Below are 24,496 nucleotides of genomic sequence, written 5' to 3' on the forward strand. Positions count from 1 at the left end.
CACCCCCCAGGTCATCCCTTCGACAGGGGGGAACAGTCATGCCGGGCCCGGAGGCCAGCGGTCCCCTTGCAGGACCGCGAAGAAGATAACGGGGGCGGGTAGGGGAAAGCCCCAGCCGGGAACCGCCGCTGCGGGCGGGCCGTTGGCCTGGTGGATCCGCGGTGCGCAAGGAGGGGACCCATGGCCGAGCTGGTGCCCGGCGGCAACCAACCGCTGCCGGACGGCACGCTGACCATCCGCGTCCCGGGTCCCTTCGACCTGTCCGCGCTGATCACCGGCGACGACGGAAAGGTGGCGGGCGACGGCGATTTCGTCTTCTTCAACCAGCCCACCGCCCCCGGTGTCCGAGTCGACGGGGACACCGTCACCGTGCGGCCCGGACAGCTGCGCCCCGGCGCGAGCCGGGTCACCGTCGTCGTCAGCCCCGCCGACCCCGGCACCCCGCTCGGCCGGCTGCCCGCGCCCGTCATGAGCGTCACCGGAAGCGGCGGCGCTCCGCCGGCCCGGTTCGCCCCGCCGCGCCCCGGGGCCGAGACGGTGCTGCTGCTCGCCGAGATCTACCGGCGCGGCCCCCGGTGGAAGGTGCGGGCGATCGGCCAGGGGTACGCGGACGGGCTGGCCGGGGTGGCGCGCGACTTCGGCGTCGACGTCGCGGACGACGGCACCGCGGACCACCCGGCCGCGCCGGAGCCCCCGCCGCCCGGCGGTGACGGGGTCATGGGGCTCGTCAACGCCGCCCGGTCACGGCACGGCGTACCACCCGTGACCCTCGACCCACGGCTCACCCGGGCCGCCGAGGCCCACGCGGCGGCCATGGCCGCCCAGGGCGCGCTCGGCTCGGAGGGCCCTGACGGGACGTCGCTCTTCCACCGGATCGCGGCCGGGGGCTACGCCCCGCTCACGGTCGCCGAGCACCTGGTCTCCGGGCCGCGCACCCCGGACGCGTTCGTGGACTACTGCCTGTCCGGTGAGGAGCGCCGCGGCCCGTTCCGGGACCCGGCGGTCACCCATGTGGGCATCGGCCGGGCGACCGGCGCCGGAGACGTGTTCTGGACGGCGGTATGGGCGCAGCCCTTCACCGCGGACGGTCTGCGGCGCCTCGCGTCCGAGGTCATCGCGCTCACCAACGCCGAGCGTGCCGCCGCCCGGCTGGCGCCGCTGGCCCCCGACCCGCGGCTGACGGTGGCCGCGCAGGCGCACAGCGACGACATGGTCGCCCGCGACTTCTACGACCACATCAGCCCCGAGGGCAGCCGGCCCTGGGACCGGGCCGCGACCGCCGGGGCCACCCACCCCGGCATCGGCGAGAACATCGCGTGCGGGCAGCGCGGCCCGGCGGAGGTGGTGCGCGGCTGGATGGACAGCCCCGGCCACCGTGCCAACATCCTCAAGCCCGACTTCACGCACATAGGCGTCGGCTACGCCACCGGCAGCCGCGCCGGCACGTACTGGACCCAGGTCTTCGGCGCGAGCCGGTAGCCGCCCGGGGCGCCGTCAGGTGACGGTGCCGGTACGGGACTCCAGGTCGCGCCGCGTGGCGTCGCCGTACACCCCGTCCTCGTCGCCGCGGATCCCGTACCACAGCTGGAATCGGGCCACGGCCTCGGTGAGGGTCCGGTCGTACCGGCCGTTGACCTGTCCGTCCCGGTAGACGTCGGGAATCTTCAGCAGTCGTGTCTGAAGCTCGGAGACCTGTGGACCGCTGTCGCCCTGGCTCAGCACCCCGGCCTGGCTTCCCGGCGGCGCCGGGACCGCCGTGGTGGGGGCGGCGGACGCGGTCGGCGGGCGGCCGGCGTCGGACGCCGTGGGGCCGCCGCCCGGTGCGGCGACGTTGATGGCCGCGCCGCCGGGGAGGAGCAGAACGAGGGCGAGGGCGACGCCCAGCCCGACTCCCGCGACGATCAGCGCGGCGGTCCGGGCATGGCGCCGTACCGTCGCGGGTGGGGGAGCGGCGGGCTCGGGCGGCGGGTCGACCGCGCCCCAGGAGTCGGACGCCGAGACGCGGGCATCCATCACCTGGGTCTCGTCCTCGGCGAGCCGGTGCGCCTCCGGGGGGAGCGCATCACCCGTTTCGCCCGGAGGCCGGAACAGATCCAGGTCCTCCATCCATTCCTCCACCGGCCCGTCCGCGTCCTCGCCGCCCTCCGCCCCCGGACGGAAGATCGCGGTCGGCTCGATCACGTGACGCCCGCCGGTCCGGTCGGGATCGGTTTCGGCTGCCATACAGACCTCCTTGTGCCCCACGCCGTTCAGCGGGGGATACGGACGGAAGTCCGGGAAGACTCAAGCCGATCGCCATCCGGCGATCGCGGAGCCGTGACGTTCACCCGAGTGCCGCGCCCGGTGCCGGGCGTCCGGAGGGAAGCGATACGGAACGGCCCCGGAACTCCGAAGGGAGCACATCGATGGAGCGGACCACATGTTGCGTGGTGGGCGGCGGTCCCGCCGGGATGGTCCTCGGGCTGCTGCTGGCCCGGGCGGGCGTGGACGTCACCGTCCTGGAGAAACACGGGGACTTCCTGCGCGACTTCCGCGGCGACACCGTGCATCCCAGCACCCTGGCGCTGCTGGAGGACCTGGGCCTGGCCGAGCGGTTCGCCGCGCTGCCGCAGCGTCATGTGCACTCCGTGCAGCTGCCGATCGGCGCGGACGGCGAGCTGTTCACCGTCGGCGATCTGAGCGCGCTGCCGGGCCCGTACAACTACGTCGCGATGGTGCCGCAGTGGGATCTGCTGAACCTGCTGGCGGACGAGGCCGGGAAGGAGCCGTCGTTCCGGCTGCGGATGAACACCGAGGCCACCTCCTTCCTCCAGGAGCGCGGCCGGATCACCGGGGTGCGCTACCGCACCGCCGACGGCGGCACCGGTGAGCTGCGGGCCACCCTCACCGTGGCCTGCGACGGCCGCGGCTCGCTGGCCCGCCGGCTGCCCGAGCTGGGACTGCGGGAGTTCTCCTGCCCGATGGACGCCTGGTGGTTCCGGCTGCCGCGGCACGAGGGCGATCCGAGGGGGCTGGTGGGCAACGTCGGCGACCGCTTCCTGACCGCCATGATCGACCGCGGCGAGTACTGGCAGTGCGCCGTGCTGATCCCCAAGGGAGCCGACGCCACCCGGCGCGCCGGTGGTCTGGACCGGTTCCAGGCCGCGTTCGCGGCCGCCACCCCGTGGATGGGCGATCGCGAGCCGGAGCTGCGCTCCTGGGACGAGGTGAAGCTGCTGGACGTACGGCTGGACCGGCTGCGCCGCTGGCATCGCCCCGGGCTGCTGTGCATCGGCGACGCGGCGCACGCCATGTCGCCCGTCTTCGGCATCGGTATCAACCTCGCCGTCGAGGACGCCGTTGCCGCCGCCCGGCACCTGGTCGGACCGCTGCGCGAGGGCACCCTGGGCCTGCACGACGTCCGTGCCGTCCAGCGCCGCCGCTGGCCCACCGCCGCGGGCACCCAGGCGCTCCAGCGGATCGCCCACGCCCGGGTCATCGCGCCACTGCTCGCGGGGCGGTCACCACTCGGCGACGGCAGGAAGCCGCTGCGGCTGGCGGAGGTGCTGACCAGGGCGCCCTGGCTCAAGCGGGCCCCGGCGTACTTCCTCGCGTACGGCGCGAAGCGCGAGCGGCCCCCGGTCTCGTCGCTGCTGCGCGGGGAGTGAGCGCGCGCGACTGCGGGGCCGGACGCGCAGAAACGTATCTGCGCATCCGGCCCCGCGGTCTCGCGGCTCGGAGGAGAGCCCGTCTCGGACGATGCTCCGTCTCAGACGATGCCCTCGGCGATCTCGGCCTCCTCACGGGCGGAGCCATAGGCGGAGGGCGTGTTGTACGAACGGCGGGCGACGAACCACCAGACGGTGGCCAGGACCAGCACCGCGGCCAGCGCGATCGACGCGTAGTTCATCGAATCGACCGTCACCGGGCTGGACTGCGGCAGGCAGAACAGCACCGTCACCAGCGCCACCCACACCACCGCCACCCAGCCGATCGGCTTGCTCCAGCGGCCCAGATGCCACGGCCCCTTGGTGAACCGGTCCCCGGCGCGCAGCCGCAGGAAGACGGGGATCGCATACGCGGGGGTGATGCCGATGACGTTGATGGCCGTCACCGCGCCGTACGCGGTCTCCGAGTACAGGGAGGGCAGGGCCAGCAGGCACGCCACCGCGACCGACAGCCACACCGCGAGGACCGGGGTCTGGGTGCGGCTGCTGACCCGCTGCCACAGCCGGGAGCCCGGCAGCGCGCCGTCCCGGCTGAACGCGAACACCATCCGGCTGGCCGCCGCCACCTCCGCGTTCCCGCAGAACAGCTGCGCGATGATGACGATGAGCAGCATGGCCGTGGCCCCACCGGTGCCGAGGGCGTCGATGAGGATCTGCGCGGGCGGCACCCCGGTGGCGCTCTTCTGCGTCCCGGCGTAGTCCTGGATGGCGAAGGTCAGCCCCGCCAGCAGCACGAACCCGGCCACCCAGGACACCCAGATGGCGCGGACGATGCCACGGGCGGCGGACACGGAGGCGTTGGACGTCTCCTCGGACAGATGCGCCGAGGCGTCGTACCCGGAGAAGGTGTACTGGGCGAGCAACAGGCCGATGGCGGCCACATAGAGGGGATTCGACCAGCCGGTGTTGTTGACGAACTCGGTGAACACGAATTCAGGGGACTGATGGTGGGACGGAATGATCGCCAGCGCGCCGACGATGACCGCGACTCCCGCCAAGTGCCACCACACGCTGACCGAGTTGAGCAGACTGACCAGGCGCACTCCGAACAGATTCAGTGTGGCATGCAACAACAGAATGCAGACGAAAATAACCATGGTCGACTGTGGGGTGGGGGTGAATCCCCACTGCAAATTGAGGAGGGCGCCGGTGAATTGGGCCGCGCCGTAGTCGATACCGGCGATCGCGCCCAGCAGTCCCAGCAGGTTCAGCCAGCCGGTGTACCAGCCCCAGGCGCGGCCACCGAGCCGGTCGGCCATGTAGTAAAGGGCGCCGGAGGTCGGATACGCGCTGGTGACCTCCGCCAGCGCCAGGCCCACGCACAGCACGAACAGCCCGACACCGGCCCAGCCCCACAGCATCACCGCGGGGCCGCCGGTGTCCAGCCCGAACCCGTACAGGGTCATGCAACCGGACAGAATGGAAATGACCGAGAAGCTGATGGCGAAATTGCCGAAGCTCCCCATCCGGCGGGCCAGCACCGGCTGGTATCCCAGCTCGCGCAGTCTTTGTTCTTCGTCCTGCTGTGGTGTCGAAACGGAACGGGACCAGGGTGTGGACATGACATACCTCCGAAGGGGAAAGCGAGGACGGTCAGCAGAGGTGGGAAAAGGGTGGGGGAAAGGGATCGGCCAGGGGAAGGGACGGCTCAGCCGCCGTAGCCGGGTCTGTTTCCGCGGGCGCCCGCGAGACAGCGGACCCGGGCGCGCAGGAACATGTCCTCGGCCTGCGCGCGGTCATTCGCGTCGGACGTGCGATAGGCCCAGGGGAGTGGCGTGAAATACGGTCCCAGCGCATCGAAGACCCGGGCCGCTTCGGTGAATTGCAGTGCGCCCCACAGGGCGTGCGCCAGATGGTTGAGATCCAGCAGCGAGCTGGTTTCCGGGTCCGCGTGGTCGAACCAGAGGTGCAGCGCCTTGTCGGCGTCGCGTGCCGCGTCCTCGGTGGCCCAGTGCAGGTCCAGCGCCTTCTCGTAGCCCCGCTCCTCGCGGTACCGCTCGACGTGGACGTACAGCGGCAGCACATGGAGCGGGGAGCCCCCGGGCGCCCCCGAGACCACCCACTGCACGAAGTTGACCGCTTCGGCCAGCGAACCGCCCGCCCGCCGCGCGTACACGAACTGCAGCATGCGGTGGTACGCCTCGCGGTTGTGCGGATCGCGCCGGTCGGCCTCCGCCAGCAGCCCCCACGGGCCGGGGAACAGCAACGGCCCCGGCGGGTCCGTGCGGTGGTCCGGCAGCCGCTGCTCCTTGTCGAGCTGGGCGAGCGCCAGCTGGCACACCCAGGGCACCGGGTCGGCCGGGGAGTTGTGCGCGGCCAGCTGGCAGGACTCCCATGCCTCCCGCCACAGCTCGCGGGTGCGCTGGTGCCCCTCGCGATGGGCGCGCATGGTCCGCTCCACCACCACCCGGCTGTACATCACCAGCGCGGCGACGCTGTGCGGCTCCTCGGCGCGCCACGCCTCCACCACATTGGACCCGGCCGCCACCGCGGCCAGCACCTGCGTGCGCTGCGTCCACTGGGCCCAGGTCGGTGTCGCCGCCAGCAGGTCGCGCATGGATATCCACCGGCCCGTACGCACGTCCTGCAACGCGATGCGCAGTCCGCTGTCGTAACCCGCGGGGTGGTAGACGGGGCGGAACACTTCCTCGGGCATCGGATGACTTTCGGACGGAGCGTGATGTACCGGGCGCGACGGATTCCAGGGCCTGACGAGTGGATGTCCGGGATCCTATAGCCATCCCGTCATGACTCAAGGGGGCCAGGGTCCGCATCCGGCGCGACCCCGGACCGGGTGTCCGGCAACCGAACACCGGGCATGGGCTCTTGACGCGGCCTCGCCGCTGCACCACGCTTTCAGCCAAGATCTCCGCCGCCACGGAACGATCCCACCGAAGTACGTCCCACCGAAGAACACCCCCGACACGAAGAACGACCGCCCACCGAAGAACCGGACATGCTGCCTGCAGAGCGTCCCCACCGCACACCGGCCGGCCCCGCGACCGGAGCGGTGCTCGCCGTCGACCAAGGCACCTCGGGCACCAAGGCGCTGGTCCTCTGCCCGGAGCGCGGTGTGCTCGGCTCCGCCGAGGTGGCCGTGCGCACGCGCCACCTCGCCGGCGGGCTGGTCGAGGTCGACCCCGCCGCACTCCTCGCGTCCGTTGTCGACGCCGGACGCCAGGCGCTCGCGCGGGCCGGTGAGCCGGTCGTGGCGGTCGGCCTCGCCAACCAGGGCGAGACGGTGCTGGTGTGGGATCCCGCGACCGGCGCCCCGCTGACCGACGCCCTGGTGTGGCAGGACCGGCGGGCCCGGACGGTGTGCGCGGACCTCGAGGAACACGCCGACACCCTGCGCGAACTCACCGGACTGCCCCTCGACCCGTACTTCGCGGCGCCCAAGATGGCCTGGCTGCGCCGCCACCGGACCCGCGAGGGCGTCGTCACCACCAGCGACGTCTGGCTGATCCACCAGCTCACCGGCGCGTTCGTCACCGACGCGGCCACCGCCGGGCGCACCGGGCTGCTCGACCTCGACCGCGTCGCATGGTCCCCGGAGGCGCTGGACGTCTACGGACTGACGGGCGAACAGATGCCCAGGGTCGTCGACGCGGACACCATGGCCGGAACCACCACCGCCTTCGGGGACGAGATCCCGCTCACCGGCCTCCTCGTCGACCAGCAGGCCGCCCTGCTGGCCCAGAGCGTCACCGAGCCCGGCGCCGCCAAATGCACCTACGGCACCGGCGCCTTCCTGCTCGCCCAGACCGGCTCCCGGCCCCGCCGCGGCACCAGCGGCCTGGTGAGCTGCGTGGCCTGGCGGCTCGGCGGGAAGACCAGCTACTGCCTCGACGGACAGGTGTACACCGCCGCCTCCGCCGTACGCTGGCTCACCGGCCTGGGCGTGATCGGCGGCCCCCAGGACCTCGACCCGGTGGGCGGCTCCGTGCCGGACACCGGGGGAGTGACCTTCGTACCGGCGCTCGCCGGACTCGCCGCACCCTGGTGGCGCGGCGACCTCCGGGGCTCGGTGACCGGCCTCGGCCTCGACACCACCGCCGGCCACCTGGTGCGCGCCCTGTGCGAGGGCATCGCCGCGCAGGTGGCCGAGATCGCCGACGCGGCCGCCGCCGACCTGGGCGCACCGCTCACCACCCTCCGGGCCGACGGGGGCCTCACCCGCTCCGCGCTGCTCATGCAGGCCCAGGCCGACCTGCTGCAACTGCCCGTCGAGGTGTCCGCCCTGCCCGATGTCACCGCCCTCGGCGTGGGTGCCGTCGCCCGGCTGGGACTCGACCCCGGCCTGCCGCTCGCGCAGGCCGTCCCGGAGTGGAAACCGGCCGCCGTCTACACACCGCGGATCAGCGCGGACGAGGCCGCCGAGCGCCGGGCCGGTTTCCGGTCGGCCGTGGCCACGCTGCTGACCCACCACTGAGCAACCGCCCCGAGGAGCCAAGGAACCCAGCATGACCGTAACGACCACGGGTGACCTCCCCGGCGAGGTCTACGACGTGGCCATCATCGGCGCCGGGGTGGTCGGCACCGCCATCGCCCGCGAACTCGCCGCGCACCCGCTGCGCATCGCCCTCGTGGAGGCATCCGACGACGTCGGCGACGGCACATCCAAGGCCAACACCGCGATTCTGCACACCGGTTTCGACGCCACTCCCGGCACCCTGGAGGCCGGGCTGGTGCGCGAGGGCTACCGGCGGCTGAACGCCTACGCCGCCGAGGCCGGCATCCCGGTGGAACCGCTCGGCGCCCTGCTCGTCGCCTGGGACTCCGAACAGCTCGCCGCCCTGCCCGCCCTCGCGGAGAAGGCCGCGCGCAACGACTGCCACGACACCCGCGTCCTCACCGCGGACGAGGTGTACGCGCGCGAACCGCGTCTGGGGCCCGGCGCCCTCGGCGCCCTCGAAGTCCCCGGCGAGAGCATCATCTGCCCCTGGACCACCACCCTCGCCTACGCCACCCAGGCGGTGCGCGCCGGAGCGGACCTGCACCTCAACTGCACCGCCGGAGCCATCACCACCGCAGGCCACCACGAGATCGCCACCAGCCGCGGCCCGTTGCGCGCCCGCTACCTGGTCAACGCCGCCGGACTGCACTCGGACGAGATCGACCGGCGGCTCGGCCACACCGAGTTCAGCGTCACCCCGCGGCGCGGCCAGCTCATCGTCTTCGACAAGTTCGCCCGCGGCCTGGTCGGCCACATCCTGCTGCCGGTGCCCACGGCACGCGGCAAGGGCGTGCTGGTGGCGCCCACCGTGTACGGCAACGTCATGCTCGGCCCCACTGCCGAGGACCTCGACGACAAGCACGCCACCGGCTCCTCGGCCGCCGGGCTGGCCCTGCTCCGCGACAAGGGCGCCCGGATCATGCCCGAGCTGCTGGACGAGGAGGTCACCGCGGTCTACGCGGGGCTCCGCGCCGCCACCGAACACGCCGACTTCCAGATCCGCGCCCACCCCGAGCAGCGTTACGTGACCGTCGGCGGCATCCGCTCCACCGGGCTGACCGCCTCGATGGCCATCGCCGCACACGTCCGGGACCTGCTCACCCGCTGCGGCCTCGACCCGGGCCCCGCGCAGGAACTCGAACCACCCAGGATGCCGAACATCGGCGAGGCGTTCCCGCGCCCCTACCAGCGCGCCGACCTCATCGCCGCCGACCCCGCGTACGGCACCGTCGTCTGCCACTGCGAGCGCGTCACCCGCGGCGAGATCCGCGACGCGCTGCGGGCCACCGTGCCCCCGGGGTCGCTCGACGGACTGCGGCGCCGCACCCGCGCGCTGGGCGGCCGCTGCCAGGGCTTCTACTGCGGAGCCGCCGTACGCGCCCAGTTCGACGAGGACCGCGCCACCCCCGCCGCCGCACCCACCGAGGCCCGCCGATGAACGCCACCGACCGCACCCACCGCACCGTGGACGTCCTGGTCATCGGCGCCGGACCCGCCGGACTGGCCGTCGCCACCCGGCTGGCCGGGGCCGGAGTGGACACCGTCGAGGTCATCGACCGCGAGCAGCACGCCGGAGGCATCCCGCGCCACTGCGATCACACCGGATTCGGGCTGCGCGATCTGCGCCGGCTGCTCAGCGGCCCGGACTACGCCCGCCGCCACATCGCCGCCGCGCTGCGCGCCGGGGCCGTCCTGCGCACCGGCGTCACCGCCACCGGATGGGCCGGGCCGCGCACCGTGGACCTCACCGCGCCGACCGGGCTGGAGCGCGTCACCGCCAGGGCCGTGGTCCTGGCCACCGGCGCCCGCGAACGCCCGCGCAGCGCACGACTGGTGCCCGGCACCCGGCCCGCGGGCGTCTACACCACCGGGCAGTTGCAGCAAGCCGTCCATGTGCACCACCAGAACATCGGCCGCCGGGCGGTCGTCGTGGGCGCCGAACGCGTCGGCTACTCCGCGGTCGACACCCTCCGCGGCGCCGGGGTCGAGGTCGCCGCCATGGTCACCGGCCTGCCCCGCCACCAGACCCACCCGGCGCGCCACCTCGCCGCCCGGCTGCGCCACGGCGTTCCGCTGCTCACCGACACCACCGTGACCGGACTGACCGGCCGCGACCGGCTGACGGGGGTCCGCGTGGGGCACCGGGACGGCCGGACCGCGACCATCGGCTGTGACACCGTGGTGTTCACCGGTGACTGGATCCCCGACCACGAACTGGCCCGCGGCGCCGGAATCCCCCTCGACCCCGGCACCCGGGGGCCGGAGACCGACGCCGGGTTCCGTACCCGCGAACCCGGGGTCTTCGCCGTGGGCAATCTGCTGCACCCCGTCGAGACGGCCGCCACCGCCGCGCTGGACGGCCGGTTCGCCGCCGGTCCGGTGCTGCGCCATCTGGCCGGCGAGCCGTGGCCGGGGGCCCCGCTGCCGGTCCGGACCGACGCCCCCCTGCGGTGGGTGGCGCCGGGCCGTATCGCCCCGGACGGCCCGCCCCCGCCGCATCGCCACTTCATCCTGCGCACCGCCGCGTTCCTCACCCGGCCGGTGCTCGTGGTCCGCCAGGACGGCCGTACGCTGCACCGGCAGCGTGTCCCGCACACCGTGGCCCCGGGCCGCCCGCTCCATCTGTCCGCCGACTGGGTCGCCCGGGCCGACGCGCACGGCGGCCCGGTACGGATCGGCGTGGAGTGACCGGGGCGGCCGGTGGCGCGGGCCCGGTGTCACAGCCCGCGCAGCCGCTCCATCTCACGCCGGTCGCGCTTGGTGGGGCGGCCCGCGCCACGGTCCCGCAGCCCGATGGGCACGGTCTGCTCGCGCGGCGGCGGAGGCGGGCTGTTGTCGACGTAGCACTCGACCGCCACGGCCGCCCCGACCCGCTTGCGCACGATCCGCGACACCACCACGACCCGGTCCCGCCCCGCATGGCGCAGCCGCACCTCGTCACCCGGCCGCACCGCTTGGGCGGGCTTGACGCGCTCACCGTTGACGCGGACGTGCCCGGCCCGGCAGGCCGAGGCGGCGAGCGAACGCGTCTTGGTGAGCCGCACGGACCAGATCCAGCTGTCGACCCGAACGGACCCCTCGTCTGAAGCCATACCCCGACTCTAATGTCTAAGGTGCGACGCATGAGCGCACATTTTGACGTCGTGGTCCTGGGGGCGGGGTCGGGCGGCTATGTGGCGGCGATCCGCGCCGCGCAGCTGGGCTTGCGCACGGCCGTCGTCGAGGAGCGGTTCTGGGGCGGCGTCTGCCTGAACGTGGGATGCATCCCGTCCAAGGCGCTGCTGCGCAACGCCGAGCTGGCCCATCTGCTCACCCATGAGGCGCAGACCTTCGGCATCCGGGTGAACGGCGAGCTGAGCCTGGACTACCGGGTGGCCTACGAACGCAGCCGGAAGGTGGCGGACGGCCGGGTCAAAGGCATCCACTACCTGATGAGGAAGAACCAGATCACGCAGTACGACGGGCGGGGCGTCTTCACCGACCCCCACACCCTGCGGGTCACGCTCGCCGACGGCCGGACGGAGGCCGTCTCCTTCGACCACTGCGTCATCGCGACCGGAGCCACCGCGAACCTGCTGCCCGGCACCTCGCGCGGCGAGCGGGTGGTCACCTACGAGGAGCAGATCCTCGCGCCGGACCTGCCCGGCAGCGTCCTGATCGCGGGCGCGGGCGCCATCGGCGTCGAGTTCGCGTACATCATGCACAGCTACGGGGTGCAGGTGACGCTTGTGGAGTTCCTGGACCGGATCGTCCCCCTGGAGGACGAGGACGTCTCCGCCGAGCTGACCCGTCGCTACCGCAGACTGGGCATCAACATCCTCACCTCCACCCGGGTCGAGGCGATCAACGACGCGGGCCCCGCCGTCAAGGTCATGGTGACCACGGGCGGCCAGCGCCAGACCCTGCAGGCCGGGCGGGTGCTCCAGGCGATCGGCTTCCGGCCGCGGGTGCAGGGGTACGGGCTGGACCGGGCCGGGGTCCGGCTGACCGACCGGGGCGCCATCGACGTCGACGGCCGGTGCCGCACCGGCGTGCCGCACATCTTCGCGGTCGGCGACGTGACCGCCAAGCTGATGCTCGCCCACGCCGCCGAGGCCATGGGCATCGTCGCGGCGGAGACCATCGGCGGCGCGGAAACCATGGAACTCGACTACGTGATGATTCCCCGGGCGACGTTCTGCCAGCCGCAGATCGCCAGCTTCGGCTGGACCGAGGCCCAGGCGCGCGAACGCGGCTTCGACGTCAAGGTGGCCACGTTCCCGTTCACCGCCAACGGCAAGGCCCACGGCCTCGGCGACCCCGGCGGCTTCGTGAAGCTCATCAGCGACGACCGCCACGGCGAACTGCTCGGCGGCCACCTGATCGGCCCCGAGGCCACCGAACTCCTGCCGGAACTGACCCTCGCTCAAGCGTGGGATCTGACGGTCCACGAGTTGGCCCGCAACATCCACGCCCACCCCACCCTGAGCGAGGCGGTGAAGGAGGCCCTGCACGGCCTCGCCGGACACATGGTCAATCTGTGAGCCGAGCGGTGAGGTGCGTGCGGGCGGAGCTGGTCACCGGCAGGAGCTGGAGTCCGACGCGCCCAGGAGATTGACCGGGACGGTGACGAAGGAGAACTCGTTGCTGGCGCACACGCCGGGGAAGGCCGTGTTGCTCGAGTTGTAGACGTTGACATCGGGTCCGTCGTTCGCGGTGGCGCCGGTCGCGCCGACCGCCAGGAACGCGGCGGCGAGGGCGAGCGTGGACAGGGCCGTCTGGATACGCATGGGAACTCCTTATGGGGATGAGTAGCCGGTTATACCCGGCTTGCCACGCGTAGTTCGCCTTGCGCGGGGAATGGCGGCCCAGCGTCCCTCCAACGGAGGGAATCATCACCAGGTGTGATGTATGTCCATATGTGAGATAAAAACCCTGTGAAGGTGCGTTCGGCCCTGGGCTTGCGCAGCGTCGCCGGGCAGGTGTGCGCCCTGATGCTGGTGATCGTGACGCTGCTGGTGCTCGCCACAGGGACCACGCTGGTCCTTCAGGCCCGCGGCAGCCATGAGAGCCAGGCCCGGGGACGTGCCCTCACCGTCGCGCAGACCTTGGCGATCGCCCCCGGCGTCCGGCGGGCGCTGGAGTCCCGCCACCCCTCCGCGACCCTCCAGCCCTACGCGATGCGGCTCCGGCGGGAGTCCGGTGTCGACTACATCGTGGTGACCAGCCCCCGGGGCATCCGGTACACCCACCCCGACCCGAAGCTCATCGGCACCCGCGCCGACCTCCCCCTCTACCCGGCCACGGCCGGCAGACCCTTCACGGACAAGGTCTCCGCCGTCCCCCTCTCCGCCCCCTCGATCCGCGCGGCTGCCCCCGTCGCGGGGGCCGGGGGCCGGGTCATCGGCATCGTCAACGTCGGGGTCGCCCTCCACGGCGTGACCGCTTCGGTGGATCGTCAACTGCCGATGCTCTACGGATCCACCGCGCTGGCCCTCGTCCTCGGAGCCGGGGGCGCGGCGCTGGTGGGGAGGCGGCTGCGGCGCCAGACCCACCGGCTGAACCCCGCCGAGATCACCAGAATGTACGAACATCACGACGCCGTGCTGCGCGCCGTCCGGGAAGGCGTGCTCATCCTCGACGGCGAGGGCCGGATGGTGCTCGCCAACGACGAGGCCCGGCGGCTGCTCGGACTGCCGCCGGAGGTGCGCGGCGGGCGGATCACCGAGGCCGGCCTGGCCCCGGAGACCGCCGGACTGCTCGCCTCCGGCCGCCCCGTCACCGACGAGGTCATCCAGATCGGGGACCGGCGGCTGGCCGTCAACCAGCGCCCCACCTCGGGCCGCGGACAGCTCTGGGGCAGCGTCGCCACCCTGCGCGACACCACCGAACTCCAGGCGCTGACCGACAAGGCCGACGCGGCATGGGCACGCCTGGAACTCCTGTACGGCGCGAGCGTGGGCGTGGGCACCACCCTCGACATGACGCGCACCGCCGAGGAACTGGCCGACGTCGCGGTCCCGCGCTTCGCCGACATCGCCACCGTCGACCTGCTGGAGTCCGTGCTGCGCGGCGAGGAACCGGTCGACGCGCGGTCCCGGATGCGCCGCGTCGCGGTCAGCGCCGTACGGGAGGAGCGGTTCCGCCCGCCCTCCGGCCACACCCTGCTGACCGTCCCGCTCAGCGCCCGCGGTGTGCTGCTGGGACAGGCCGAGTTCCGGCGTCTGGAGGGCGCCGCCCCCTTCGACGACGAGGACCGGTCCTTCGCCGACGAACTCGTCGGGCAGGCGGCCGTCGCCATCGACAACGGCCGGCGGTACGCACGCGAACACGCCACCGCACTGGCCCTGCAGCAGAGCCTGCTGCCCCGCGGCCGCCCCGAACAGCACGCCGTCGACGCCGCGTACCGCTATCTGCCCGCCCACGCCGGAGTGGGCGGCGACTGGTTCGACATCATCCCGTTGTCGGGCGCGCGGGTCGCCCTCGTCGTCGGCGACGTCGTCGGCCACGGACTGCACGCCGCCGCCACCATGGGCCGGTTGCGCACCGCGGTCCACAACTTCTCCGTCGTCGACCTGCCGCCCGATGAACTGCTCACCCAGCTCGACGACGTGGTGGCCCAGCTCGACCAGGAGGAGGCCGCCAGGAATGGCGGTATCGGCGCGGTCGGGGCCGGCTGTCTGTACGCCGTCTACGACCCCGTCGCCCAGCGCTGCACCATGGCGCGGGCCGGTCATCCGCCGCCCGCTGTCGTCGGCCCGGGCGGCACCGTGACCTTCCCGGACCTGCCCGCCGGGCCGCCGCTGGGACTCGGCGGGCGGCTCTTCGAGGCGTCCGCGATCCCGCTGCCCGCCGGCAGCCGACTGGTCCTCTACACCAACGGACTCGTCCAGGACCGAGAACGGGACATCGACACCGGACTCGGCCTGCTGCGCCAGGCACTCGCTGCCGCCGGCCCCGACCCCGACCCCGGGCACACCTGCGACGCCGTGATGCGCGCCCTGCTGCCGCCGCGCCCCACCGACGACGTGGTCCTGCTCGTCGCCCGCACCACCGCCCTGGACGAGCGGCACGTGGCCTCCTGGGACCTGGCCCCGGATCCCGCCGTGGTCGCCGGAATGCGGGCCGCCGTGGCCCGCACGCTGACCGACTGGAACCTCGACGAGGCGGTCTTCACCACCGAACTGGTCGTCAGCGAACTCCTCGGCAACGCCATCCGCCACGCCGACGGCCCGATCCGCCTGCGGCTGCTGCGCAACCGCACGCTGATCTGCGAGGGTCGCCGACGGCAGCAGCACCTCCCCGCATCTGCGCCGCGCCGCCATCACCGACGAGGGCGGCCGGGGCCTGTTCCTGGTCGCCCAGATGGTCCAGCGCTGGGGCACCCGCTACACCAGCGAAGGAAAGATCATCTGGGCCGAGCAGGATCTCCCGCCGGCGGTCAACTGACGATGGCGGCCGCCGTGGTCAGCAGCTCGGGGAAAGTGCCGGTGAAGTCGGGCAGCAGCCGCAGCGCCAGCGCCCACGCCTCCGGATCCTCGCCCAGATGGGTGGTGGCCAGCTCCAGGGCCTTGCGGCTCGCGGCGAGCCCCGCCAAGTCCGGCCCGTCCTGCCGTGTGCGGTTGTGGCGGTACGCCAGATAGGCGGCCGCGTCCCCGGCGGGCCTCGCCTCGTACAGCACGTCCAGCGGGGTCAGCGTGCCGAGGCCGGCCGCCTTGTCCAGCCAGTCGTTCCGGCGGTGGGGCGGCGGCGGCAGCGGATGGTGGCGCACCAGGTCCAAGGGGTCCGGCCGCGGCCCGGTGGACTTGTGGGGATGCGCGTGGTGCTGCAGCCGCAGCTCCGCCACACCGCCCTCGGTGCGCAACTCCTCCGGGCAGTCGCCCGCCTCGGCGAGCACCACCAGCAGGGCGTCGGGGAGCGGATCGCGCTCATGCTCCCGGGCCAGCTCCGCCCAGGGCAGCCCCGGTCCGGCCTCCTCGGCCAGCCGCTCCAGCGCCGTTGTGACGAGGTCCCGGGTGGCGCCCTGGGCGCGCAGGAACGCCACCCGGCCCGCGGGCCCCCGGGAGCGGTCCAGCTCCGCGCGCAGCACGGCCGGACCGTCCGCCGCCTCCAGCGCGCTCCGGACGATCTCATGGGTCGCCTTCGGCAGCGGATGCTTGCGGCTGCGGCGCTCGGGGAACTCGGTCTCCTCCAGCAGCCCTCGCACCTCCTCGGCACCGTGCCGCTCCCACACCCGGACCAGCAGACGCAGCTGCCCGGCGAGCGTGTGCAGCTTGATCTTGCCCAGCAGGACGCGGGCCAGCCGCGGATCGCCCGAGTCGCAGATCGGCAGCAGCCAGTGCCGGCGCCCGCTGAGCCGTATGTGCTCGATCAGTTCATCGGTGATCGGCAGCGGCTCCGCGTCCGGCGCCCCGTCCGCTCCGGGTGGGGCGCCGAACCGGCGGCCCGCGAGGACGCCCCGGCGCTGCTCGTCGGTGAGCGCCGTGTACACATACAGATTGGTGTTGATCTCGGGCTCGTCGTGGGCCAGCAGTTCCTCGATCTTGCCCGCGGGCAGCTCCCAGTCGGAGGCGGTACAGGCCAGCACCGACGTGCCGTGGAGGTTCACGAACAGGTCGCGCAGGGCGGACGACGGCTGGTGAAAGACCAGCAGATGCTGGACGCCGCGCCGGTCCAGATGGGGCGCCAGTGCCCTCTGCACCTCCTCGGCGGCCTGGAGGAACAGCCGGAGGAACACCCCGCGGAGCCCTTCCGGGCGCTTCACCGGATACTCGGCTTCCAGCGGCCTCGGCCAGGTCTTGCCGCGGTGCTTGGCCTGCTGCTCGACTGCGGCCGCGACCAGCTCCGTGCTCGTCCCGGTGAACCGGGGGAGCAGCGAATACAGCGCGCGCCAGGCCGCGAAGTCGTCGCCCAGCGGCTCCAGCAGCGCGGCCATCGCCGGGCCGAGCGGTTCCGTGCCGTACGGCAGCGAGGCCAGGACCCGGGACGCGGGCTGCACCTCGGCCAGGACGCGGTCCACCGGGAACGCGCCCTCCCGGATGCCGCGCCGCAGCAGCCGCGCCAGACGGTCGTGGTGGTAGCCGTCCTTCCAGTCGGTCTCGGTGAGCAGGCGCCAGGGCAGCGGGGAGGTGGCAGGGAGGGGCTCCGAGGACCTTCGGTACATGGCCAGCACCAGCTCGTCCGGGCAGTCCGGGTGGGAGGCCAGCAGCAGGAGGGTGCGCCCGGAGAAGGGCTCCCGCTTGTCCTCGGCCAGCAGCAACTCCCAGTCCACGGCGTCCAGCGGGGGATTCGCCATCCCGTAGGTGAGCTCGCGGAGCCGCCGCACCAGCTCATCACCGGCGGGTGCGGCCTCGGCCGCCTCGGGCTCCCCGGCCGTCTCCTCACCGACGGAAGCCGCCTCGACGGCCGCCCGTTCGGCCGCCTCCAGCACGGCGGCCGGGTCCTGCGCCGCCTCCGCCCGGCGCACCACCTCCGCCACCGCCGGGTGCACAGCGGCCAGTTCGGCCAGGGCGGCCACCTCGGCCACCCCACCGTGGGTGAGCGCCGCGCGGCAGGCCCTCAGCTGCTGCGACGCGTCCAGCGATGTGCCGATCTTCTCGAGCACATGCCGCACCACCTCGGGGAAGGGCGCTTCCAGCGCCGGGAGCAGGTCGTACGGCGCGGTGGCGGACAGCAGGAAGTCCACCAGGCCGCCCGGGGCGCGCCAGCCGGGGTCGGCCGGGTGCGCGGCCGCCGCGCTGAGCACCGTACGCCGTAGGTGCTGCCGCCATGTGCCGGACAGCGGCTCGGTGTAGAGCGTGCGGGCCAGGCCGGGGTCGGCCAGCTCGGCGAGCCGGAGCATTTCGGCCTGCCGCTCGGCGCCGGCCCGCGCCCCGGCCAGGGCCTCCAGCAGCTCCCGGTCGCCGGAGGCGAACACCTCGTCCACCAGATGCGCGGGCAGCCGCTCCCGGGACCGGAGCAGGCTCAGGGTCTCCTGCCGGAGCCGGGGCATCAGCGCCGAGGAGAGGGAGGGGCCGGCCACCTGGAAGGCCGCGGACACCAGGGTGTCCCGTTCGTACGTCACCACGCGGGCGCGCTCCGTTCGTCGTTCGGTCCCGTTGTGCGAGCGGGGGAAGGGAGGGATGTGGAAGAGGGCGGGGCCGGGCTCATCCGGTGCCGGACAGCTCCGTCATCCGGGCCAGTGCGCCGATCCAGAACCGCTGCCGCTCCGGCGACTGGCCCACCATGTGGGCGGCGCGCAGCTTGGGCGGCATATGGCGCAGCAGCCGGGCGACCACCTCGGCGTTCCGCTTGAGCTGGGACACCTCGGCGTTGGCGAGCACCTGGTGCACCAGATCGGTGTCATTGGTCCCCTCGTCCGACGTTTCGGACGCGGCCGCCAGCCGGGCCTCCCAGCGGTCCACGTCGCGCGCTATCTCCCGCAGGCCGATCACCCGCTGCTCGGCGCGCTCGGCGAGCCGCGCCTCCAGCTTGGACAGCGGCACCGGGGCGTACTCGCCGTCGCCCAGATAGATCAGCCCCGTCTCCAGCGGCTGCCCGGCGTGGTGCAGCTTGATCAGCCGCTCCAGGGTGCGCTTGGTGATCCAGTCCCGGCCCTCGTCGTCGATGTCGCTCTTCCACCACTCCAGAACCGTCTCGGCCACCTCGCCGTAGGTGCCGATCAGCCATTCGTTGGCCGGGATGTCCTGCGGGCTCACCTCGTAGCTCACCGTGAAACGGCTGGCCTGGGCCACGTTGTTGCTGCTGACCAGCAGCTTGCGGCCGAGGTGGTACGGCGGGTTCTGCAGCGCGACCTGGGCGCGCAGCCCCGGGATCGGCCGCCCGGCCAGCGACCACTCCTGGGTGATCTCCATCAGCTTGGCGAACGTGGCCTTGTCCTTGGGGCGGTTGTACTCGTCCCAGATGATCACCTTCGGGTCGGGGCCCATCAGCGCGCGGCTGAACAGGGTGTCCAGCGTGCCGTCCGGCGTGGGGATCGGCACGCACAGGTCCTCCACGTTGGTCACCGGCAGCGAGAAGTACACCGGCTCGCTTCCGCTCTCCTCGCGGACCACCGCCTTGGTGATCTCCGTCTTTCCGCAGCCGGGCGGGCCCTGGAGCAGCACCGCCCAGTTCTCCCGGACCGCGGTGCGCAGGATGCTCCGCACCGGGTCGGGGATGGTGGCGGGATTGGGGAGGCCCAGGGCGCCTGCGATGGCGTCGAGAAGCTCGGCGGTGCGGTCGGGGCCGGGGGAGCCGTCGGCCCCGCGGTCGCGCAGCCGCAGCCGCACCCCGCCCACCAGTGGCAGCCCCCAGGACAGCGGAAACCCGGCGCGGGCGCAGTCCAGGACGTGCTGGAGGGTGCGCGGGGAGAGCAGCGAGCGCAGATACGGGGTGAGCCCGGCCCAGATCTGGAACACCCCGGTCAGGTCCCAGTCCTCGTACCGCTCGGCCAGCGTGGACCGCCAGGCGGTGTCATTGGCCGTGATCCGCAGGGTGACCATGCGGTCCAGGACGGCCAGATCGCCGCGCCGGGCGCTGGTCTCGGCCGGCGACTCGTTGTCCGCGAGAAACACCCCGACACAGCCGAGCGCGCGCAGATCGTGTTCGCCCAGCGTCCAGTTGCAGGCGATCTGCATCAGCTGGGACTGGATGGTCTCCCCGGCCTGCAGCGAGTCGTCGATGAGCAGCACGAAGGGCACACCCGGGGTGAGCTGACGCATGATCAGCTGAGTGAGTACCAGCTCCCCGGTGCGGTCGTCCCGCACCGGCGCGTTCACCAGCAGATCGTCGGGGGTGAGGTTGGCCGCCGGGACCAGGATGACCTCGGTGCCCGGATGGGCCCGCGGGATGTAGGACAGAAACGTCGAGGTCTTGCCGATCCCGTGCTCGCCGAAGACCTGGCCGGTCTGCCGCATCGCGATCATGGCGCTGATGAACTGCTCCAGCCGGGCCCCGGCCCGGCGCGGCGGCTCGGAGGCGCCGGCGGTGGCCCGCCGGCCGTTTTCCGCGGCCGCTCGCTCCTGCCGCCCGGCGGCCGCGGTCGGCGCCGTCGTGACCACACTCGTGTCCACACTGCTCACGGTGACTGATCCCCCGTTACCCGTGTCGTTCGTTCGTACGTGTCGCGCGCCCTGCCCCTCGGCGAAGACGGTTTCCCGGTCCCCGGCTCAGCTGTCGCCGGTGACCACCCGGTGGCAGGCCATCGGCGGGTCGTGCCGCTCCGGCCAGTCGTCGCCGCCGTCCGTGATCAGCCAGATCCACCGGTCGGGCTGGGCCGGGGTCACCGTGGGGGCGTGGCCGTCGGTGACCATGATCACCGCGTCGGCGCACTCCTCGAACCGGCGGCCGTCCACCGCCCGCCGCCCCTCCACGTAGTCCACGACCTGCTGGAAGTCGGTGCCCCCGCCGCCGCGCACCCGCTCGCCGGGGACGAACGGCATCAGCGCGCCGTCGAAGCTCAGCCAGTGGCTCTCGACTCCCTCGGCGCGGCCCACCAGCGTGGTGATCCAGTCGATCACCGGCTGGGGCATCGACCCCGAGGTGTCCAGCGCGATGACCACGACCTTGGTGCGCTCCGGGCCCCGCCGCGCCAGCATCGGATCGTGCCCGAGCGCCAGCAGCACCGCCCCCTGCTTCTTCGGGTAGATCAGCCGCTCGCCCTCGCGCAGTCTGGAGGCAAGGGTGTCGGACAGCCAGCGCCGCCACCACTCCACCCGCCGGGTCCGCTGTGTCTCCCCGCGCAGCGCGCCCAGCCCCATCCGCCCCCACAACTTCTCCAGCCGCCTGCCGCCGCCGGTGGTGCGGTCCGCGAGGGCCAGCAGCTCGTCCCGGGCGAGCCCTTCGCCGCGCAGCGCGCCGCGCGTCACCTCGGCGAGCGTCTCCTCGACGGCCGAGGCCACCGCCTCCGCGTCCATCGGCAGCCGGTGCCGCGCCCCGTCCCCCTCGCCGTCCCCGCCGGGGCTCATGTGGACGCACAGGACCGGCGGCACGGGAGGGGTGCGCATCCGCTTCAGCTCCCCGTAGATCCTCAGGTCGGTCTCGGTGAAGTCCCGGTAGGACAGCGGCTCGAAGCCCTGCTCGCGCAGATCGGCCACATACCGCCGGTGCACCTCGTGCGGATCGACGCCCACCGGCTCCCGGCGGGTGCCGCCCGCGCCGTCCGGCACCGCACGGGTCGGCAGGCCGCCCTGGGCCAGCCGGACCAACGCCACATGGTTGATCGCGACTTCGGCCGCCAGGCCGAAGACCGGGTCGGCGCGCAGCTCCTCGTCCACGTACAGATGGCGGTGGATCAGATGCCGCGCCTCGTGGAACAGGACGAACCGCACCCCGCTCGGCCCGATCGCGACGAAGAACTCCGGGTTGTACAGCAGCAGACAGCTGCCGTCCCCCGTGGCCACCACCGCCGCCGTGTCCACCGCCGTGGTGGGGATCTGGTGGTGGCACTTGGCGTACAGCCACGAGGACACCACGCTGTCCTTGACCCCGAAGTCCAGCAGCGCCGCCTCCTTGAGCCTGCGGCCCTCCTCGGCCACCACCGGATCGTCGGGCCGGGCGGCCAGCAGCGCCCGGCGGTCGGCCAGGTCGATCACCCCCCGGCCCGGCGCGTGCCGGCTTTCCCCCGCTACCTGTGCCACTGCCTTCCCTCCGCTCCGACCCGCACGGGAGCGTAACCCCTCGCCATGGGCGGCCGTTCGCCGCCCACTACCCGAGAACGTTATCCGCCGGGTACGACAACGCGGCGGGGTGCGGGCGGCCGCCGACCGCCCGCTCGGTCAGCTCTGTCGCAGGTCCCAGGCCACCTGGGCGACATCGGCGATCATGGCGACGATGTCCGGCCGGTCCTCCCCGCCGTTCAGATGGCGGTACTCGGTGCCCACCGTGATCACCATGCGCTCGGGCAGCCCCGGCAGCGGGTAGGCGTTCTCGGCGATGATCTTGCGGGCCGCCTCCAGGGCGGGGACCCCGGCCGTGTGCAACTGCCGCGCCCGGTCCCGGATGTGCTCCAGATATCCGATGTGGCCGCGGACGCCCTCCCGGTCGAGCACCGGCCCATGGCCGGGGACGATGGTCTCCGCCCCGGTGGCCAGCACCCGCTCACAGGCGGCGATCACACTGTCCAGCGGACCGGCCCAGTGCACCGCGTGGTCGCCGGGGTCCCGGGGGCTGGAGGCGAAGATGACATCGCCGGTGAACGCCACCTTCTGCCGCGGCAGATACGCGATGAGATCGCCGGTGGTGTGCGCGGCGGGCAGCGCGGTCAGCTGCACCGGCACCTGCCCGATCCGCAGGTCCAGCTCGCCCGTGAAGGTCGTCGTGGGCTCGACGACCTCGGTACCGGCCCAGTCGAAGCGTCCGAAGTGGCTCTGGAGGTACCACCCGAGCGGCGTCGCCGGGTCGCTGCCGCGCACCATGGCGTGCAGCTGCTGCGGAGCCGGTTCGTACTCGATGTGGCCGAGCGCCTCGCGGGTGGCCACGATGTCGGCGCCGCGCACGACCTCCGCGCCCCACAGATGGTCACCGTTCGCATGGGTGACGATCACTCGCCCGATCCGGCCCCCCTCGGGCATCAGCGACCGGCTGCGGTCCAGGAAGTCCCGGGCCATGTGCCGGTCGTAGGGGGTGTCGATCCAGGCGGCGGCGCCATCGGGGGACACGATCAGCCCACAGTTGGCGAGCCCCCATCCGGCGCTGGGCGTGGGAGACCACAGGTAGACACCGTCGGCGAGGTGGTGGAGCGGCGCTTGCGCATTCATGCTCGCAGACTACTCACGGAGAGCCGGACGTTCACTCGAACCCGGCCCGGCCCGGCCCGGCCCGAGGCTCAGGCCGTCATGGGCCGGTCCGCCGGTCCGACCGGGGCCGGGAGGGCGGTCTCGCCGGTCAGGTAGCGGTCCACCGCGGCCGCCGCCGAGCGGCCCTCGGCGATCGCCCACACGATCAGCGACTGCCCGCGTCCCGCGTCACCGGCCACGAAGACCCCGTCCCGGCCGGTTCCGAAATCGGCGCCGCGGGCGATGGTGCCGCGCGCGTCCAGCTCCAGACCGAGCTGGCCGAACAGTCCGCCGTCCCGCTCCGGACCGCGGAAGCCGAGCGCGAGCAGCACCAGATCGGCCCGCAGCACCCGCTCACCGCCTCCGCTCCCGGTCGCCTCCGCCCGTCCCTCCGCTTCCGCCCCGACCAGGCGCAGCGCCCGGACCCTGCCGTGCGGCCGCCCCGGGCCCGGCGCGTCGCCCTCGAAGCGGACGGTGGCGGCCGAGAAGACCCGGGCGTCCACGTCCGCCTCCGGGGAGGCCGCCAGTTCCCGCGCCTCCTCGTGCGCGGCGGACATCCGGTAGATCTTGGGGTACGTGGGCCAGGGCTCGCCCTCGGTCCGCTCGTCACCGGGCCGGGGGTGGATGTCCAGCTGGGTCACCGAGGCCGCGCCCTGCCGCAGCACCGTGCCCAGGCAGTCCGCGCCGGTGTCCCCGCCGCCGACGATGACCACGTGCTTGCCCTCCGCGGTGATCGGCGGCCGGTCGTAGTCGCCCTCCTGGACCCGGTTGGCCAGCGGCAGGTACTCCATCGCCTGGTGGATTCCGGCCAGCTCCCGGCCCGGCACCGGCAGTTCGCGGCAGGCCCGCGCGCCCACCGCTATCACCAGCGCGTCATAGCGCGCCCTGAGCTCGGCGGCGTCCACGTCGGTGCCCACGCCCACGCCGGTACGGAACTTGGTGCCCTCCGCGCGCATCTGCCGCAGCCGCCGGTCCAGATGGTGCTTCTCCATCTTGAACGAGGGGATGCCGTACCGCAGCAGCCCGCCCACCCGGTCGTCCCGCTCGTACACCGCCACCGTGTGCCCCGCGCGGGTCAGCTGCTGGGCGGCGGCCAGCCCCGCGGGGCCCGAGCCGATCACCGCCACGGTCCGCCCCGACAGCCGCTCCGGCGGCTTCGGGACCGCGTAGCCGCTCTCCCAGGCCCGGTCGGCGATGGCGACCTCGACGTTCTTGATGGTCACCGCGGGCTGGTTGATCGCCAGCACACACGCGCTCTCGCAGGGTGCCGGGCACAGCCGTCCGGTGAACTCGGGAAAGTTGTTGGTCGCGTGCAGCCGCTCGCTCGCCCGCCGCCAGTCGTCGCGGGACACCAGGTCGTTCCAGTCCGGGATGAGGTTTCCCAGCGGGCAGCCGTCGTGGCAGAACGGGATCCCGCAGTCCATGCAGCGGTCCGCCTGCGCGGTGACGATCGGCAGCAGTCCGCCGGGTACGTACACCTCGTCCCAGTCACGCACCCGCTCGTCCACCGGACGGCGCGGCGGAAGGCGGCGTGGTGTGGTGAGAAAGCCCTTCGGATCGGCCATGACCTCCTCCAGTGCCCATGTCCGGTCTGGCCG

Annotated in this window: 16 protein-coding genes and 1 pseudogene; 7 read left to right on the forward strand and 10 right to left on the reverse strand. The window is 73.2% G+C overall.

The window, feature by feature from the left end; all coding sequences use genetic code 11:
• The first annotated feature begins 180 nt into the window (after window positions 1-180).
• Window positions 181-1,479, forward strand: a complete 1,299-nt coding sequence (locus tag ACFZCY_RS41605) for a CAP domain-containing protein (protein WP_391186032.1) — start codon at window positions 181-183, stop codon at window positions 1,477-1,479.
• 15 nt (window positions 1,480-1,494) lie between these two features.
• Here ACFZCY_RS41605 and ACFZCY_RS41610 read toward each other — a convergent pair whose 3' ends face one another.
• A complete protein-coding gene (locus ACFZCY_RS41610) occupies window positions 1,495-2,223 on the reverse strand; it encodes a peptidoglycan-binding protein (RefSeq protein ID WP_391186034.1) in 729 nt (242 codons plus the stop codon).
• Between the two features lie 182 nt (window positions 2,224-2,405).
• On the opposite strand from ACFZCY_RS41610, the gene ACFZCY_RS41615 reads away from it, so the two are divergent.
• Window positions 2,406-3,647 (forward strand): FAD-dependent oxidoreductase, encoded by a 1,242-nt coding sequence (locus ACFZCY_RS41615; protein ID WP_391186037.1) that lies wholly within the window; start codon window positions 2,406-2,408, stop codon window positions 3,645-3,647.
• Window positions 3,648-3,748: 101 nt separating this feature from the next.
• Here the strand turns inward: ACFZCY_RS41615 and ACFZCY_RS41620 are convergent, their stop codons facing one another.
• Complete coding sequence (locus ACFZCY_RS41620) at window positions 3,749-5,269, reverse strand: amino acid permease (protein ID WP_391186040.1); 1,521 nt, start codon at window positions 5,267-5,269, stop codon at window positions 3,749-3,751.
• Between the two features lie 86 nt (window positions 5,270-5,355).
• On the reverse strand, window positions 5,356-6,363 hold the full coding sequence (locus ACFZCY_RS41625) for a hypothetical protein (RefSeq protein ID WP_391186042.1): 1,008 nt from the start codon (window positions 6,361-6,363) through the stop codon (window positions 5,356-5,358).
• 300 nt (window positions 6,364-6,663) lie between these two features.
• On the opposite strand from ACFZCY_RS41625, the gene ACFZCY_RS41630 reads away from it, so the two are divergent.
• From ACFZCY_RS41630 to ACFZCY_RS41640, 3 genes are read left to right on the forward strand one after another with little or no spacing between them, the layout of a single operon-like run.
• Window positions 6,664-8,139: an FGGY family carbohydrate kinase gene (locus ACFZCY_RS41630; RefSeq protein WP_391186045.1), complete on the forward strand. Its 1,476-nt coding sequence runs from the start codon at window positions 6,664-6,666 to the stop codon at window positions 8,137-8,139.
• Between the two features lie 31 nt (window positions 8,140-8,170).
• Window positions 8,171-9,601: an FAD-dependent oxidoreductase gene (locus tag ACFZCY_RS41635; RefSeq protein ID WP_391186047.1), complete on the forward strand. Its 1,431-nt coding sequence runs from the start codon at window positions 8,171-8,173 to the stop codon at window positions 9,599-9,601.
• Window positions 9,598-10,851, forward strand: a complete 1,254-nt coding sequence (locus tag ACFZCY_RS41640; RefSeq protein ID WP_391186050.1) for an FAD-dependent oxidoreductase — start codon at window positions 9,598-9,600, stop codon at window positions 10,849-10,851. Before ACFZCY_RS41635 ends, ACFZCY_RS41640 begins: the two co-directional genes overlap by 4 nt.
• Window positions 10,852-10,880: 29 nt before the next feature.
• On the opposite strand, the gene ACFZCY_RS41645 is transcribed toward ACFZCY_RS41640, so the two are convergent.
• Window positions 10,881-11,255, reverse strand: a complete 375-nt coding sequence (locus ACFZCY_RS41645) for a S4 domain-containing protein (RefSeq protein ID WP_391186053.1) — start codon at window positions 11,253-11,255, stop codon at window positions 10,881-10,883.
• Window positions 11,256-11,285: 30 nt separating this feature from the next.
• On the opposite strand from ACFZCY_RS41645, the gene lpdA reads away from it, so the two are divergent.
• Window positions 11,286-12,686 (forward strand): dihydrolipoyl dehydrogenase, encoded by a 1,401-nt coding sequence (gene lpdA, locus ACFZCY_RS41650; RefSeq protein WP_391186055.1) that lies wholly within the window; start codon window positions 11,286-11,288, stop codon window positions 12,684-12,686.
• A 33-nt stretch (window positions 12,687-12,719) separates the two neighbouring features.
• On the opposite strand, the gene ACFZCY_RS41655 is transcribed toward lpdA, so the two are convergent.
• The gene (locus ACFZCY_RS41655; protein ID WP_391186058.1) at window positions 12,720-12,932 is read right to left on the reverse strand and encodes a hypothetical protein; all 213 of its coding nucleotides are present in this window, start codon (window positions 12,930-12,932) and stop codon (window positions 12,720-12,722) included.
• A gap of 204 nt (window positions 12,933-13,136) precedes the next feature.
• Between ACFZCY_RS41655 and ACFZCY_RS41660 the strand changes: the two are divergent.
• A pseudogene (locus ACFZCY_RS41660) lies at window positions 13,137-15,591 on the forward strand (SpoIIE family protein phosphatase).
• Here ACFZCY_RS41660 and ACFZCY_RS41665 read toward each other — a convergent pair.
• From ACFZCY_RS41665 to ACFZCY_RS41685, 5 genes are all read right to left on the reverse strand, one after another.
• Entirely contained in the window at window positions 15,584-18,208 is a 2,625-nt protein-coding gene (locus ACFZCY_RS41665) for a hypothetical protein (RefSeq protein WP_391186060.1), read from the reverse strand. The pseudogene ACFZCY_RS41660 and the gene ACFZCY_RS41665 sit on opposite strands and share 8 nt — an antisense overlap.
• A gap of 79 nt (window positions 18,209-18,287) precedes the next feature.
• Complete coding sequence (locus ACFZCY_RS41670) at window positions 18,288-20,048, reverse strand: ATP-binding protein (protein ID WP_391186185.1); 1,761 nt, start codon at window positions 20,046-20,048, stop codon at window positions 18,288-18,290.
• Window positions 20,049-20,291: 243 nt separating this feature from the next.
• Window positions 20,292-21,761 (reverse strand): hypothetical protein, encoded by a 1,470-nt coding sequence (locus ACFZCY_RS41675; protein WP_391186063.1) that lies wholly within the window; start codon window positions 21,759-21,761, stop codon window positions 20,292-20,294.
• A 138-nt stretch (window positions 21,762-21,899) separates the two neighbouring features.
• Window positions 21,900-22,880 carry an MBL fold metallo-hydrolase gene (locus ACFZCY_RS41680; RefSeq protein ID WP_391186066.1) on the reverse strand — a complete coding sequence of 327 codons (981 nt, stop codon included), beginning with the start codon at window positions 22,878-22,880 and terminating at the stop codon, window positions 21,900-21,902.
• A gap of 68 nt (window positions 22,881-22,948) precedes the next feature.
• On the reverse strand, window positions 22,949-24,463 hold the full coding sequence (locus ACFZCY_RS41685) for a glutamate synthase small subunit (RefSeq protein ID WP_391186068.1): 1,515 nt from the start codon (window positions 24,461-24,463) through the stop codon (window positions 22,949-22,951).
• Between the last annotated feature and the right edge of the window lie 33 nt (window positions 24,464-24,496).

Source organism: Streptomyces sp. NPDC007983 (genome assembly GCF_042958345.1).
Classification (GTDB): domain Bacteria; phylum Actinomycetota; class Actinomycetes; order Streptomycetales; family Streptomycetaceae; genus Streptomyces.

Excerpts from the sequence above, each read along its gene's own strand:
- ACFZCY_RS41605 (WP_391186032.1), top strand. The coding sequence starts at position 181 with ATGGCCGAGCTGGTGCCCGGCGGCAACCAACCGCTGCCGGACGGCACG.
- ACFZCY_RS41610 (WP_391186034.1), bottom strand. The coding sequence starts at position 2,223 with ATGGCAGCCGAAACCGATCCCGACCGGACCGGCGGGCGTCACGTGATC.
- ACFZCY_RS41615 (WP_391186037.1), top strand. The coding sequence starts at position 2,406 with ATGGAGCGGACCACATGTTGCGTGGTGGGCGGCGGTCCCGCCGGGATG.
- ACFZCY_RS41620 (WP_391186040.1), bottom strand. The coding sequence starts at position 5,269 with ATGTCCACACCCTGGTCCCGTTCCGTTTCGACACCACAGCAGGACGAA.
- ACFZCY_RS41625 (WP_391186042.1), bottom strand. The coding sequence starts at position 6,363 with ATGCCCGAGGAAGTGTTCCGCCCCGTCTACCACCCCGCGGGTTACGAC.
- ACFZCY_RS41630 (WP_391186045.1), top strand. The coding sequence starts at position 6,664 with ATGCTGCCTGCAGAGCGTCCCCACCGCACACCGGCCGGCCCCGCGACC.
- ACFZCY_RS41635 (WP_391186047.1), top strand. The coding sequence starts at position 8,171 with ATGACCGTAACGACCACGGGTGACCTCCCCGGCGAGGTCTACGACGTG.
- ACFZCY_RS41640 (WP_391186050.1), top strand. The coding sequence starts at position 9,598 with ATGAACGCCACCGACCGCACCCACCGCACCGTGGACGTCCTGGTCATC.
- ACFZCY_RS41645 (WP_391186053.1), bottom strand. The coding sequence starts at position 11,255 with ATGGCTTCAGACGAGGGGTCCGTTCGGGTCGACAGCTGGATCTGGTCC.
- lpdA (WP_391186055.1), top strand. The coding sequence starts at position 11,286 with ATGAGCGCACATTTTGACGTCGTGGTCCTGGGGGCGGGGTCGGGCGGC.
- ACFZCY_RS41655 (WP_391186058.1), bottom strand. The coding sequence starts at position 12,932 with ATGCGTATCCAGACGGCCCTGTCCACGCTCGCCCTCGCCGCCGCGTTC.
- ACFZCY_RS41670 (WP_391186185.1), bottom strand. The coding sequence starts at position 20,048 with ATGATCGCGATGCGGCAGACCGGCCAGGTCTTCGGCGAGCACGGGATC.
- ACFZCY_RS41680 (WP_391186066.1), bottom strand. The coding sequence starts at position 22,880 with ATGAATGCGCAAGCGCCGCTCCACCACCTCGCCGACGGTGTCTACCTG.
- ACFZCY_RS41685 (WP_391186068.1), bottom strand. The coding sequence starts at position 24,463 with ATGGCCGATCCGAAGGGCTTTCTCACCACACCACGCCGCCTTCCGCCG.